Source organism: Variovorax palleresanus, from assembly GCF_051144945.1.
Classification (GTDB): Bacteria; Pseudomonadota; Gammaproteobacteria; order Burkholderiales; family Burkholderiaceae_C; genus Variovorax; species Variovorax paradoxus_S.
In genome coordinates this window covers 88,373-101,531 of record NZ_JBJNVP010000002.1, presented here as the reverse complement: position 1 = coordinate 101,531, position 13,159 = coordinate 88,373, and the positions used below count along the sequence as shown (strand labels likewise).

Annotated in this window: 11 protein-coding genes, 1 tRNA gene and 1 pseudogene; 6 read left to right on the top strand and 7 right to left on the bottom strand. The window is 64.6% G+C overall.

Annotated elements, in window-relative coordinates:
- The first annotated feature begins 12 nt into the window (after nucleotides 1-12).
- A pseudogene (locus tag ACJ7Z0_RS04260) lies at nucleotides 13-857 on the top strand (integrase core domain-containing protein).
- A gap of 55 nt (nucleotides 858-912) precedes the next feature.
- On the opposite strand, the gene ACJ7Z0_RS04255 reads toward ACJ7Z0_RS04260, so the two are convergent.
- The 5 genes from ACJ7Z0_RS04255 to ACJ7Z0_RS04235 form a co-directional block, all read right to left on the bottom strand.
- Nucleotides 913-1,305, bottom strand: coding sequence for a response regulator (locus ACJ7Z0_RS04255; RefSeq protein WP_434788847.1), 393 nt, complete (start codon nucleotides 1,303-1,305; stop codon nucleotides 913-915).
- A gap of 108 nt (nucleotides 1,306-1,413) precedes the next feature.
- The gene (locus tag ACJ7Z0_RS04250; protein WP_431131572.1) at nucleotides 1,414-1,770 is read right to left on the bottom strand and encodes a hypothetical protein; all 357 of its coding nucleotides are present in this window, start codon (nucleotides 1,768-1,770) and stop codon (nucleotides 1,414-1,416) included.
- A gap of 184 nt (nucleotides 1,771-1,954) precedes the next feature.
- A tRNA-Ser gene (locus ACJ7Z0_RS04245) sits at nucleotides 1,955-2,045 on the bottom strand.
- Nucleotides 2,046-2,069: 24 nt separating this feature from the next.
- Nucleotides 2,070-2,999, bottom strand: a complete 930-nt coding sequence (locus tag ACJ7Z0_RS04240) for an SPFH domain-containing protein (protein WP_093022727.1) — start codon at nucleotides 2,997-2,999, stop codon at nucleotides 2,070-2,072.
- Between the two features lie 26 nt (nucleotides 3,000-3,025).
- A complete protein-coding gene (locus ACJ7Z0_RS04235; RefSeq protein ID WP_431131570.1) occupies nucleotides 3,026-3,451 on the bottom strand; it encodes an NfeD family protein in 426 nt (141 codons plus the stop codon).
- A 108-nt stretch (nucleotides 3,452-3,559) separates the two neighbouring features.
- On the opposite strand from ACJ7Z0_RS04235, the gene ACJ7Z0_RS04230 reads away from it, so the two are divergent.
- The gene (locus ACJ7Z0_RS04230) at nucleotides 3,560-5,863 is read left to right on the top strand and encodes an Orn/Lys/Arg family decarboxylase (protein WP_431131568.1); all 2,304 of its coding nucleotides are present in this window, start codon (nucleotides 3,560-3,562) and stop codon (nucleotides 5,861-5,863) included.
- 42 nt (nucleotides 5,864-5,905) lie between these two features.
- Here the strand turns inward: ACJ7Z0_RS04230 and ACJ7Z0_RS04225 are convergent, their stop codons facing one another.
- Both ACJ7Z0_RS04225 and fabI read right to left on the bottom strand, forming a co-directional pair.
- Nucleotides 5,906-6,757: a DNA ligase gene (locus ACJ7Z0_RS04225; protein ID WP_434788846.1), complete on the bottom strand. Its 852-nt coding sequence runs from the start codon at nucleotides 6,755-6,757 to the stop codon at nucleotides 5,906-5,908.
- A 58-nt stretch (nucleotides 6,758-6,815) separates the two neighbouring features.
- The gene (gene fabI / locus ACJ7Z0_RS04220; RefSeq protein ID WP_431131565.1) at nucleotides 6,816-7,598 is read right to left on the bottom strand and encodes an enoyl-ACP reductase FabI; all 783 of its coding nucleotides are present in this window, start codon (nucleotides 7,596-7,598) and stop codon (nucleotides 6,816-6,818) included.
- Between the two features lie 37 nt (nucleotides 7,599-7,635).
- Here fabI and ACJ7Z0_RS04215 point away from each other — a divergent pair, with 37 nt between their 5' ends.
- From ACJ7Z0_RS04215 to ACJ7Z0_RS04200, 4 genes are read left to right on the top strand one after another with little or no spacing between them, the layout of a single operon-like run.
- The gene (locus ACJ7Z0_RS04215; protein WP_434788845.1) at nucleotides 7,636-9,432 is read left to right on the top strand and encodes an extracellular solute-binding protein; all 1,797 of its coding nucleotides are present in this window, start codon (nucleotides 7,636-7,638) and stop codon (nucleotides 9,430-9,432) included.
- Between the two features lie 15 nt (nucleotides 9,433-9,447).
- Nucleotides 9,448-10,482, top strand: coding sequence for a microcin C ABC transporter permease YejB (locus ACJ7Z0_RS04210; RefSeq protein WP_434788844.1), 1,035 nt, complete (start codon nucleotides 9,448-9,450; stop codon nucleotides 10,480-10,482).
- Nucleotides 10,475-11,518 (top strand): ABC transporter permease, encoded by a 1,044-nt coding sequence (locus ACJ7Z0_RS04205; RefSeq protein ID WP_434788843.1) that lies wholly within the window; start codon nucleotides 10,475-10,477, stop codon nucleotides 11,516-11,518. Before ACJ7Z0_RS04210 ends, ACJ7Z0_RS04205 begins: the two co-directional genes overlap by 8 nt.
- A 5-nt stretch (nucleotides 11,519-11,523) precedes the next feature.
- Entirely contained in the window at nucleotides 11,524-13,152 is a 1,629-nt protein-coding gene (locus tag ACJ7Z0_RS04200) for an ABC transporter ATP-binding protein (RefSeq protein WP_434788842.1), read from the top strand.
- Nucleotides 13,153-13,159 lie beyond the last annotated feature (7 nt).

Below are 13,159 nucleotides of genomic sequence, written 5' to 3'. Positions count from 1 at the left end.
GGAAAAAGCGCAATGGACACAGGCGTCAAGAGAACGCAGGGTGACTACACGATGGCCTTCAAATTGGCTGTTGTCGAGCAAGTGGAAAAAGGGGAGTTGACCTGCGGCCAGGCGCAGAGCCGCTATGGGATCCAGGGCAACTCGACAGTGTTGAACTGGCTGCGCAAGCACGGTCGCCAGGGGTGGGGTCGTGCGGCATCATCGGCGGCTATGCCGATCGACAAGACAGCCATTGCACCGACGCCGGAACAGCGGATCAAGGAATTGGAAACGCAACTGGCCAGAGCGCAGGAAAAGGCCCGGTTGTTCGAAGCGGTGCTGGAGGTCCTGAAGAAGGATCACGGCGTGCGTGTCGTAAAAAAGCCTTCGGACAAGTCCTCGCGCAAGGCCTCGTCGAAGGGCTGAGCGTGACCCGGGCTTGCCACCACATGGGCATAACTCGTCAGGCGTACTACCAAGGTCAGCACAGGGCGGCCCGGCGCCACGAACGCGCCGAAACGGTGGTGCAGTTGGTCAAGGAACAGCGCATGCGCCAGCCGAGACTGGGCACGCGCAAGCTGCACTACCTGTTGCGCGAGCCGTTGCAGCGCCAGGGCATCGAGTTGGGGCGCGATGCGAATCGCCGCCATGGCCTGAAGTGCTCGATGACCGACGGCTACGACTGCTACCAGAACGCGCTGGCCGAGCGCATCAACGGCATCCTCAAGACCGAATTCCTGCTGAGCCAGCCAACTGACCTGGCTCAAGCCAGGCGACTGGTGGCTGAGTCCGTGCAGATCTACAACCACGAGCGGCCCCATTTGTCGCTCAAAATGCAAACGCCCGATGTCGTGCATCGGGCGTCCGTGGTCGGCTGAGGCCGGCTATTTGGGTGTCAACGCATTTCAGGACGGTCACTGGCGGCAACCGGCGTCAGTTCAATCTGGCAAAGCCCGAAGGCCGGTCGGTGTTGCAGTAGTCGATGAAGGCGTCGAGGTCGCGCGACTTGTCGAAGACCGCGTCCGCGCCCAGTGCTTCGCAACGTGCACGGATGTCGGCCGTCACGTAGTTGCTCAGCACCACCACGCGCTGGCCCGGGCCGCGTGTCTTGCAGCCCGAGAGCACGCCCAGCCCGGAGCCTTCTTTCAGGAACAGGTCGACGATGAGCAATTGCCAATCGTGGGGATGGGAGGCGAGCCAGGCGAGCGCGGCCGACTCGGTTTCAGCGAAGCCGACGATCTGGCCGTTGACCAGATCTTCGAGAGCCGGGACCAGGTTGTCCCTGATGGTCTTGTTGTCCTCGACGAGGAACGTGATGAGGGCCATGCCGTGGTTTCGCTTTGAGAACCAATAGCGTAGCGTGCCGGATGCGTCCGCAGCGTAGGAGAAGGGATAAGGAGCGATCCGTACCGGCTGGAAAGACCGTGGAGACGATCAGTCCGCTGCGCCGGATTGGATCCTTGCCTTGAGTTCTTCGGCCTCTGCCTGGCTTTCATCGCGCTGGGCAGTGATCTCCAGGCGCTTCTCGATTTCCTCGCTCAAGGCGGCGTTGACCTCGGCCAATGTCTCGGCCGACTTGGCCAGCTTTTCTTCGAGCTGGCTGGTGTGCTCGATGGCCTGGGCCACTTCACCCACCTGGATTTCCTCGGGCAGCTCCTGTTCGAGGACCGTGTTCACGACCGCAAGGTTGTCCGACGCCCGCTGCACATCGGCGGCAACCGCTTCGGTCTTCTCCAATGTCTGTTCGAGCGACGTATCGCCAGTCGGGGTGGGTTGTGGTTGTCCGGCCATCCGGGCTCCTTTGCAGGCGTGAAAGTAAGACTTTGGATCGTACCGCCAGTTGAGGGCGGCGGGGCAGTCGGATGCGCGTTGCCAGGGCGCAACGCGCCGACAAAAAAGCCCAGGGTGCTGGAAGGCAACCTGGGCTTTTTATTCTGGCTCTCATGTCCGTGAACGGTTACGAACAATCAATCTCTGGCGGAGCAGGCGGGATTCGAACCCGCGGAGGGCTATTAACCCTCACACGCTTTCCAGGCGTGCGACTTAAACCGCTCATCCACCGCTCCTGAGCCTTCGATTGTAGCAGTCGCTCAGGCCGGATTCGATGGCTTGCCGGCCTGGACCATGCGCATGGCCGACGCGATGAGCGCGGCGGTTTCGGTCATGTTGCTCGGCACGATCAGCGTGGTCTTGGAATCGGCCGCAACCTTGCCGTAGGCATCGACCGCGCGCTCGGCCACCTTGAGCTGCACGGCCTGTTCGCCGCCGGGCTGGCGGATGGCTGCCGCCACGCGCTCGATGGCGTCGGCCGTGGCGGTGGCCACGGCGGTGATGGCGGCCGCCTCGCCCTGGGCGTTGTTGATCTGGGCCTGCTTCTCGCCCTCGGAGCGGGCAATGAAGGCTTCGCGTTCGCCGGTGGCGATGTTGATCTGTTCCTGGCGACGGCCTTCAGAGGCCGCGATGAGCGCGCGCTTGCCGCGCTCGGCGGTGATCTGCGCCTGCATGGCCAGCAGGATTTCCTTGGGCGGCGTCAGGTCCTTGATTTCGTAGCGCAGCACCTTCACGCCCCAGTTGAGCGCTGCCTCGTCGATGGCCGCAACCACCTGGGCGTTGATGACGTCGCGCTCCTCGAAAGTCTTGTCGAGTTCGAGCTTGCCGATCACGCTGCGCAGCGACGTTTGCGCCAGCTGCGTCACGGCCACGATGTAGTTCGACGAGCCGTAGCTCGCGCGCATCGGGTCGGTCACCTGAAAGTACAGGATGCCGTCGACCTGCAGCTGGGTGTTGTCCCGCGTGATGCAGATCTGGCTCGGCACGTCGAGCGGAATTTCCTTCAGGCTGTGCTTGTAGGCGACCTTGTCGATGAACGGGATCAGGAAGTTGGGCCCGGGCGTCATGGTGCTGTGGTACTTGCCCAGGCGCTCGCGCACCCAGGCGTTCTGCTGCGGCACGAACTTGACCGACTGGCTGATGACGATCACCGCGATGACCAGGATGATGATGGGAACTGAAAATTCCATGATGTTTCTCCTCTTGAATGTTCTGACTAGGTTTTCTCGACCACGAGGCGGCTGCCGATGACCTCGACCACGCGGTGCTCGCCGGCGGCCGGGGCGTGACCGCTGCGCGGAACCACGGTCCACTGGGCTCCCCGATAGCGCACGGTGGCCGTGCCGTCGGGGTTCCATGCCTCGATATGGATGATCTCGCCGATGTCCAGGTTGACGTCGCGATTCGAGCCGGTAGGCGGCGGGCCCGGGCGTCGGCGCTGCACCGCATACCAGGCCAGGACCGCACCCACGCCGACCACGGCCGCCACGACGAGTTGCGCGACCGTTCCCGCGCCCACATGCGCCGCGATGGCCGCCGCTGCGAAGCCCGTGGCCAGCAGCAACAGGTAGACCGTACCCGAGAGCAACTCGAGCACGATCGCGGCTCCCGCTATCAGCCACCAGATGGTGGAATTCGCCATGTCTTCTCCTCTTTGATGGACGCCCGACATTCTGAGTCAAAAGGTGACGGAAACCTTCATCCGAATTCCGTACACTTCGCGCCTCATTGCCTGTCCGGAGCCCTGCTCATGAAATTTCGCTTCCCCATCGTCATCATCGACGAGGACTTCCGCTCCGAAAACACCTCGGGCCTTGGCATTCGCGCGCTTGCGCAGGCCTTCGAAAGCGAGGGCTTCGAGGTGCTGGGCGTCACGAGCTACGGGGATCTGAGCCAGTTCGCGCAGCAGCAAAGCCGTGCCAGCGCGTTCATCCTGTCGATCGACGACGAGGAGTTCACGGTCGGCCCCGACCTCGATCCCGCCGTGCTGAGCCTGCGCAGCTTCATCGGCGAGGTGCGCCGCAAGAACGCCGACGTGCCGATCTACATCTACGGCGAAACCAAGACCTCGCGCCACATCCCGAACGACATCCTGCGCGAGCTGCATGGCTTCATTCACATGTTCGAGGACACGCCCGAGTTCGTGGCGCGCCACATCATCCGCGAGGCCAAGAGCTACCTGGAGGGTGTGCAGCCGCCGTTCTTCAAGGCGCTGATCGACTACGCCGAAGACGGCTCGTATTCATGGCACTGCCCGGGCCATTCGGGCGGCGTGGCGTTCCTGAAGAGCCCGGTGGGCCAGATGTTCCACCAGTTCTTCGGCGAGAACATGCTGCGCGCCGACGTCTGCAACGCGGTGGAAGAACTCGGCCAGCTGCTCGACCACACCGGCCCGGTGGCGGCCAGCGAGCGCAACGCGGCGCGCATCTTCAACGCCGACCATTGCTTCTTCGTGACAAACGGCACCAGCACCAGCAACAAGATGGTGTGGCACCACACGGTGGCGCCCGATGACGTGGTGGTGGTCGACCGCAACTGCCACAAGTCGATCCTGCACGCGATCATCATGACCGGCGCGATCCCGGTCTTCATGAAGCCCACGCGCAACCACTTCGGCATCATCGGCCCGATTCCCAAGAGCGAGTTCGAGCAGAGCGCCATCAAGGCCAAGATCAAGGCCAACCCGCTGCTGGCCGACGTGGACCCCGACAAGGTCAAGCCGCGCGTGATGACGCTCACGCAGTCGACCTACGACGGCGTGATCTACAACACCGAGACCATCAAGGGCATGCTCGACGGCTACGTCGACACGCTGCATTTCGACGAAGCATGGCTGCCGCATGCGGCCTTCCATCCGTTCTACGGCGCCTACCACGCCATGGGCAAGCGCCGCGTGCGGCCGAAGGAGTCGCTGGTGTTTGCCACGCAGTCGACCCACAAGCTGCTGGCCGGCATCAGCCAGGCCAGCCACGTGCTGGTGCAGGACTCGCAGAACCGCGCGCTCGACCGCGACCTGTTCAACGAGGCCTACCTGATGCACTCGTCCACCAGCCCGCAGTACGCGATCATCGCGAGCTGCGACGTGGCCGCCGCCATGATGGAGCCGCCCGGCGGCACCGCACTGGTGGAGGAGAGCATTCTCGAAGCGCTCGACTTCCGCCGCGCCATGCGCAAGGTCGAGGCCGAGTTCGGCAAGGACGAGTGGTGGTTCAAGGTCTGGGGTCCCGAGAAGCTCGTCGACGAAGGCATCGGCCGCGCCGAAGACTGGATCATGACGGGCGAGAAGAACGGCAAGCCGAAAAACAAGAAGTCGCCGCGCAACTGGCACGGCTTTGGCGATCTGGCCGACGGCTTCAACATGCTCGACCCGATCAAGTCGACCATCGTGACGCCCGGCCTGGATCTGGAAGGCAATTTCGCCGAGACCGGCATTCCCGCCAGCGTGGTGACCAAGTTCCTCGCGGAGCACGGCGTGATCGTGGAGAAGACCGGGCTCTACAGCTTCTTCATCATGTTCACCATCGGCATCACCAAGGGCCGCTGGAACACGCTGCTCACGGCGCTGCAGCAGTTCAAGGACGACTACGCGCGCAACCAGCCGATGTGGCGCATCCTGCCCGAGTTCTGCCAGCAGCACCCCGGCTACGAACGCCTGGGCCTGCGCGATCTGTGCCAGCACATCCACCAGCTCTACGCACGCTACGACGTGGCGCGCCTCACCACCGAGATGTACCTGAGCGATCTCACGCCGGCCATGAAGCCGAGCGACGCCTTCGCCCACATCGCGCACCGCAAGACCGAGCGCGTGGAAATCGACGAGCTCGAAGGCCGCATCACCACCAGCCTGATCACGCCGTACCCGCCGGGCATTCCGCTGCTGATTCCGGGCGAGGTGTTCAACAAGAAGATCGTCGACTACCTCAAGTTCTCGCGCGAGTTCAACCTGCAGTGCCCGGGCTTCGAGACCGACATCCACGGCCTGGTGGCGCGCGTCGACGAAACCGGCAAGAAGCGCTACTACGCGGACTGCGTGGCCGCGCCGAAGAAAAAATAATCAGGGAAGCGAGAGTGGTGCGCGCCGTGGGCGCGCCGCGCTTCAGGAGGGCAGGTCGATGCGTTCCCGCATGAAGCGGGCAAACCTCGGCAGGCCGCCGGGGTTGGTACCGTTGAAGCGGTAGGTCACCCAGCTGCCGATGGCGGGCGGGTTCTCGCGCTCGGCGTCGGTGAGGCCGGTGCCGAGCTTGAAGCGCTTGCCCTCGGGCGTTTCGACCAGCAGCGCACCCAGCCGGCCACCGTGCCGGCCCTTGCCCGGAACGTGCCCGACCACCCGGGCCTCGGCGTCGTCGTGGAGCTTGACCTTGAGCAGGTCGCTGTTGCGCTCGGCGCGATAGAGCGAGCCGCCCCGATGCAGCATCAGGCCTTCGCCGCCCATCTTCACGGTCTTGTCGAGCAGCGCCTGCAACTCGGGATGCGTGGTGGCGCGTTCCTGGGGCACGGGCACGATCCACGGCGCGTCGGTGACCGGCAGCAGTTTGCGCAGGGCAGCGAGCCGCGCCGTGAAATCGCCGCCCTGGGACGGCAGGTCGAACACCATGAACCGCATGCTGTGCCAGGCGGTGTCGTTGGGTGTCTGGCTGCGCACGGTGGAAACGGCGTGCGCAAACTGGCCCCGGCCGGCCCACAGCTCGCCATCGAGCGGCTGCCTCGGCAACTTTGCCGTGAACCAGGCGGGCGCCACCACCGGCTCGCCGCCACGCGTCCAGAGCTGCTGGCCGTCCCAGTAGCCGCGCACCCCGTCGTATTTTTCGCTGACCCAGTAGTCCGCCAGCGACATGCCTGGGCGGTAGACCTCGGCCAGCATCAGTGCCGGTGCGGGCTCGCGTGCGACGGCCGTGCGGGCCGCCAGCGCACTGAGCCCGGCAAGCAGGAGGGAACGTCGGGTCAGCACGACGCCGCTGCCAATCGATGAAGACGCAATGTTCTGCGGAAGGTGCCGGGGCGAGCCTTTATTCGCCCATTCCCGCGACGACGTTGCTGAAGCCGCCATCCACGTAGGTGATCTCGGCGCTCACGCCGCTTGCCAGGTCGCTCAGCAGAAAGGCGGCCACGTTGCCGACTTCCTCGATGGTCACGTTGCGGCGGATCGGCGAGGCCTCGGCCACGGCGGACAGCATCTTGCCGAAGCCTTTGATGCCGCTGGCCGCCAGCGTCTTGATGGGGCCGGCGCTGATGCCGTTGACGCGCATGCCCTTGGGGCCGAGCGATGCCGCGGTGTAGCGCACCGAAGCTTCCAGCGAGGCCTTGGCCAGGCCCATGGTGTTGTAGTTGGGCAGTGCGCGTTCGGCGCCGAGGTAGGTCAGCGTCAGCAGCGCGGCCTTGTCGTTGAGGTAGGGCAGGGCGGCCTTGGCCATGGCCGGGAAGCTGTAGGCACTGATGTCGTGCGCAATCTTGAAACCCTCGCGCGACAGCCCTTCGAGAAAGTCGCCCGCAATGGCCTCGCGCGGCGCGAACCCGATGCTGTGCACGAAGCCGTCGAACTTGGGCCAGGTCTGCGCCAGATCGGCAAAGAGCTTGTCGATCTGCGCATCGTCGCCCACGTCGCAGTCGAAAATGAGCTTGGAGCCGAAGTCTGCGGCGAATTCGGTGATACGGTCCTTGAATCGCTCGCCGACGTAGCTGAAAGCAAGCTCGGCGCCTTGTTCGTGACACGCCTTGGCAATGCCATAGGCAATGGAGCGATTGCTCAACACGCCGGTGATCAACAGTTTTTTGCCGGAAAGAAAGCCCATGAAGTTGCCTCGTGAAAATCTTGGGCAGAATTCTCGCATGCGGGCTTGGCTGCTTTTTCTCCTGATGCTCTGGGCGGCTCCTTCATGGGCCGCCCATGCCTATGCGCAATTCGGCGATGTCAAGTATCCGCCCGGCTTCACCCATTTCAGCTACGTGAACCCGAATGCGCCCAAGGGCGGAGAGATCCGGATGGTGCCGCCGACCCGGCCCACCAACTTCGACAAGTTCAACCCGTTCACCCTGAAGGGCACGGCGCCCTATGGGCAGGGCGTGCTGGTGTTCGAAAGCCTGCTCGCAGGCAATTCGGAGGAGCCGACCACAGCCTATGGCCTGCTGGCGGAAGACGTCGAGGTGCCAGCCGACAAGCTTTCCGCCACATTCCGGCTCAACCCCAAGGCGCGTTTCAACGACGGCTCGCCGGTGCTGGCGGCCGACGTGGTGTATTCCTTCGAAACGCTCAACAGCAAGCTGGCAGCGCCCCAGTTCCGAACGCTCTATGCCGAGGTGAAGGGCGTGCGCGCACTCGACGAACGCACAGTGCGCTTCGAGTTCGCAAGGCCCAATCCGGAGCTGCCTTTGGTGGTCGGCGGCATGGCGGTGTTCAGTCGCGCCTGGGGCGGCGGCAAGCCTTTCGACCAGATCATCAGCGAGGTGCCGATTGCCTCCGGCCCCTACAAGCCCTCGAGCGCGCGGCTGGGCCGCGACATCACCTATGTGCGAGACCCGCGCTATTGGGGCGCCGAGCTGCCGGTGCGCCGGGGGCAGTTCAATTTCGACCGGGTCGCCTTCAAGAACTACCTGGACGACACCTCCCGCTTCGAGGGGCTCAAGGCCGGGGAATTCGACTTCATGCGCGAATTCACTTCGCGCAACTGGGCGCGCCAATACAAGGGCAAGCAATTCGAGAGCGGGGAGCTCGTCAAGCGCGCTTTCGAAACCCGGAACCCCGGCGATTTCCAGGGCTACGTATTCAACCTTCGCAAGGACAAGTTCAAGGACGTGCGGGTGCGCCAGGCGATCGGGCTGGCAATGGATTTCGAATGGCTCAACCGCCAGCTGTTCTACGGGCTCTACACGCGCGTGCAGGGTTATTTCCCCAACAGCGAGTTCCACGCCGAAGGCTTGCCAAAACCCGACGAGCTGGCGCTGCTCGAACCGCTGCGCGACAAGCTGCGCCCCGAGGTTTTCGGGCCGGCCGTGATCTCCCCCAGCACCGCGCCGCCAGGAAGCCTGCGCGAGAATCTGCGCCGCGCAAGGGCGTTGCTGGCCGAGGCGGGCTGGACCTACCGCGATGGCGCGCTGCGCAACGCCAGGAACGAGCCGTTCACCATCGAGTTCCTGAACGACCAGCCCTCGCTCATCCGGGTTGCCACGCCGTTCCAGAGTGCGCTGCAGAAGCTTGGCATCGAGATGCGCTTTCGCACCGTCGATTTCTCGCTGTCGCAGCAGCGCATGGACAATTTCGACTTCGAGATGACCAGCCTGCGCTTGTCGGGCAGTACCGCGCCCGGAGGCGAGTTGCTCGACTTCTTCGGGTCCAAGGCGGCCGAGACCCATGGCTCCTCCAACATCTGGGGCATTGCCGATCCGGCCGTCGACGCGCTGGTGCAGAAGGTGCTCAGTGCCACAACCAGGTCCGAACTGCGCACGGCGGTGCGCGCGCTCGATCGCGTGCTGTCGCACGGCTACTACTCGATCCCGCAGTACTACGGGAGCGCCTTCCTGGTCGGCTACCGGCCGCGGCCTGTCGTGCTGCCCGATGTCGTTCCCCCGTATTACCAGGCCGACGCTTGGGCGATGACCACCTGGTGGGCGTCGCCCACGAACAAATAGAGAGTCGCGCACGCCATGGCCAGCTACATCCTCAAACGCCTGCTCCTGATGGTGCCCACGCTGCTCGGCGTGCTGCTGCTGACCTTCGTGGTCATCCAGTTCGTGCCGGGCGGGCCCGTCGAGCAGATGGTGTCCCAGTTGCAGGGCCGCGATTCTGGTGGGGAGCGCGCTGCGAGCACCGGCGCCGGCTACCGTGGCCGCCAGGGTCTGGATCCACAACGCATCGAGGAAATCAAGGCGCTCTACGGCTTCGACAAGCCGGCCCACGAGCGCTTCTGGCAGATGCTCAAGTCCTTCGCAAAACTCGACCTGGGCCAGAGCTTCTACCAGCGCAAGGCGGTGTGGGACCTGGTCAAGGAAAAACTGCCGGTGTCGATCAGCCTGGGGCTCTGGACCTTCTTCATCAGCTACCTGATCGCGGTGCCGCTCGGCGTAGCGAAGGCGGTGCGCGCGGGTTCGCGTTTCGACTTCGTGACCACGCTCATCGTGCTGGTCGGCTATGCGATACCTGGCTTTGTGCTGGGGGTGGCGCTGCTCGTGATCTTCGGCGGCCAGTTGCAGTGGTTTCCGCTGCGCGGGCTGACCTCGCCCAACTGGGAAACGCTCGGCTGGGGCGCGAAGATCGTCGACTATCTCTGGCACATCGCGCTGCCCGTGACCGCAATGGTGCTCGGCAGCTTCGCCGTGACGGCCATGCTCACGAAGAATTCATTCCTTGAGGAAATCCGCAAGCAATACGTGCTGACCGCGCGCGCCAAGGGGCTGGCCGAGCGGCAAGTGCTCTGGAAGCACGTCTTCCGCAACGCCCTGATCCCGATCATCACGGGATTTCCGGCGGCCTTCATCGGCGCCTTCTTCACGGGCTCGCTGCTGATCGAGACACTGTTCTCCCTCGACGGGCTGGGCCTGTTGAGTTACGAAAGCGTGATCCGGCGCGACTATCCCGTGGTGCTGGGCACGCTGTACCTGTTCACGCTGATCGGCCTCTTGACCAAGCTCATTTCCGACCTTTGCTACGTCTGGGTCGACCCGAGGGTGAAATTTGACTGACGCGCTGCCCGTTTCGCTGAGCCCGGCGCGCCGCGCCTGGCGCCGTTTTCGCCGGAATCCGCTCGGGTTCTGGAGCCTCGTCGTCTTCACGGTGCTTGTGGTCCTGAGCCTCTTTGCGGAAGTGCTGTCCACGGACAAGCCGCTCGTCGTGCACTACGAAGGACAAACCTACTTTCCCGTGCTGCGCGACTATCCCGAAAAGACATTCGGCGGCGACTTCGAGACGCCGGCCGACTACCTCGACCCGTTCATCCGCGAGCGGATCACCGCGGGGAAGAACTGGGCCATCTATGCGCCGAACACCTATGGCCCACAGACGCTCAATTATTTTGCCAAGTTGCCGAATCCGTCGGCCCCGTCGCGTGACAACTTTTTTGGCACCGACGACCGCGGCCGCGATCTGCTGGCGCAACTGATCTACGGCTTTCGCGTGAGCGTGCTGTTCGCACTGGCGCTCACGGTCATCGGCGTGGTGCTGGGCATCGTGACGGGGGCTGTGCAGGGCTTCTTCGGCGGCAAGACCGACCTGGCATTTCAGCGCTTCATCGAGATATGGGGTTCCATGCCCGAGCTCTACCTGCTGATCATCTTCAGTGCGATCTTCTCGCCCAGCGTGGCGCTGCTGCTCATATTGCTGAGCCTCTTCGGATGGATGGGCCTGTCGGACTACGTGCGCGCCGAATTCCTGCGCAACCGACAGATGGACTACGTGCGCGCCGCACGAGCCCTCGGCGTCGGCAACCTGCAGATCATGTGGCGCCACATCCTGCCCAACAGCATGGTGCCGGTCGTCACCTTCCTGCCTTTCCGAATGAGCGCGGCCATCCTGGCGCTCACTTCGCTCGACTTCCTGGGCCTTGGCGTGCCGCCGGGCACGCCGTCGCTCGGCGAACTGCTGAGCCAGGGCAAGGCCAACATCGATGCCTGGTGGATCTCGTTGTCGACCTTTGGTGTGCTGGTCGTGACGCTGATGCTCCTGACCTTCATGGGCGATGCGCTGCGCGATGCGCTCGATCCACGGAAGGCCGACACGTGAGCGAAATGACGACCCCCCATCTGCCGCTGCTCGACGTCAAGGGCCTGCGCGTCGCGTTCGGCGGCAAGGAAGTGGTGCATGGCATCGACTTTCGCATTGCCGCCGGCGAGAAGCTCGCCCTGGTGGGCGAGTCGGGTTCGGGCAAGACCGTCACGGCGCTGGCGCTGCTGCGCCTGGCGCAGAACGCCGACCTCGCGGGTGTTGCGAAGCTGTTCGACCCCCAGGCCTCTTCCAATGCGCGCGACCTGCTGTCGATTCCGGAGCGCGAACTGCGCGGCATTCGCGGCAAGGAGATCGCGATGATCTTCCAGGAGCCGATGACCGCGCTCAATGCGCTCTACACCGTCGGCGACCAGATTGCCGAGGTGCTCGAACTGCACGAAGGGCTCTCGGCACGCGACGCGCAGGCCGCCGCCGTCCGGCTGCTCGCCGACACCGGCATTCCCGAGCCGGAGCGGCGGGCGAGGGCGTTCCCGCACCAGCTCTCGGGTGGGCAGCGCCAGCGCGCCATGATCGCGATGGCGCTCGCCTGCAAGCCGCGCCTGCTGCTGGCCGACGAGCCCACCACCGCGCTGGACGTGACCGTGCGCGCGCAGATCCTCGATCTGCTCGCCGACCTGCAGCGCAAGAATGGCATGGCCGTGCTGCTGATCACCCACGACCTGAACCTGGTGCGCCGGTTCGCTGACCGGGTGGCGGTGATGGAAGATGGCCACATCGTCGAGCAGGGCGAGGTGGCCACGGTTTTCGAAGCGCCGAAGCATGCCTACACCCGCAAGTTGATCGACAGCCATCCAGAGCGCAACGTCAGTGCCGTAGCCGCGGGCAGCGATGCACGGCCGGTGCTCGAGGCCACGGGCCTGCGCGTGAGCTACCCGGTGTCCCGGCCCGGCGTTGCCGGCTGGTTCCGCAAAGGCGAATTCATCGCCGTGCAGAACGCTGACTTCCGCATCGCACCTGGTGAAACGCTGGGCGTGGTCGGGGAATCCGGGTCGGGCAAGTCGACGCTGGCGCTGGCCGCTCTCGGGCTGCTGAAATATCGCGGTGCGCTCAAGGTGGACGGCAAGGGCTGGGCGGTCGACCGGGGTTCCGACCTGGCCTTGCGCCGGGTCATGCAGGTGGTTTTCCAGGACCCGTTTTCTTCGCTCTCGCCGCGCATGACGGTCGAGCAGATCGTCGGCGAGGGCCTGCGCGTGCATGCACCCGAGCTCGGCACCGAGCAGCGCCGGGCACGGGCCCTGGCCGCGCTGGCCGACGTGGGATTGAGCGAGGCGCAGTTTCCGTCGCTGCTCGACCGCTACCCACACGAGTTTTCGGGCGGCCAGCGCCAGCGCCTTGCGATTGCGCGCGCGCTTATCGTCGATCCGCAACTGCTGGTGCTCGACGAGCCCACCAGCGCACTCGACGTGACGATCCAGAAGCAGGTGCTGGGGCTGCTGCAGCGCCTGCAGCGCGAGCGCGGCCTGAGCTACCTGCTCATCACCCACGACGTCGAAGTGATTCGCGCCATGGCGCACCAGGTCATCGTGATGAAGGATGGCGCCATTCTCGAAGCCGGCCTCGTCGAGCGCGTGCTCGATGCACCCGAGCACCCCTACACAAGAAAACTGGTGGCCGCAGCGCTGCTGGAATAGAACAACG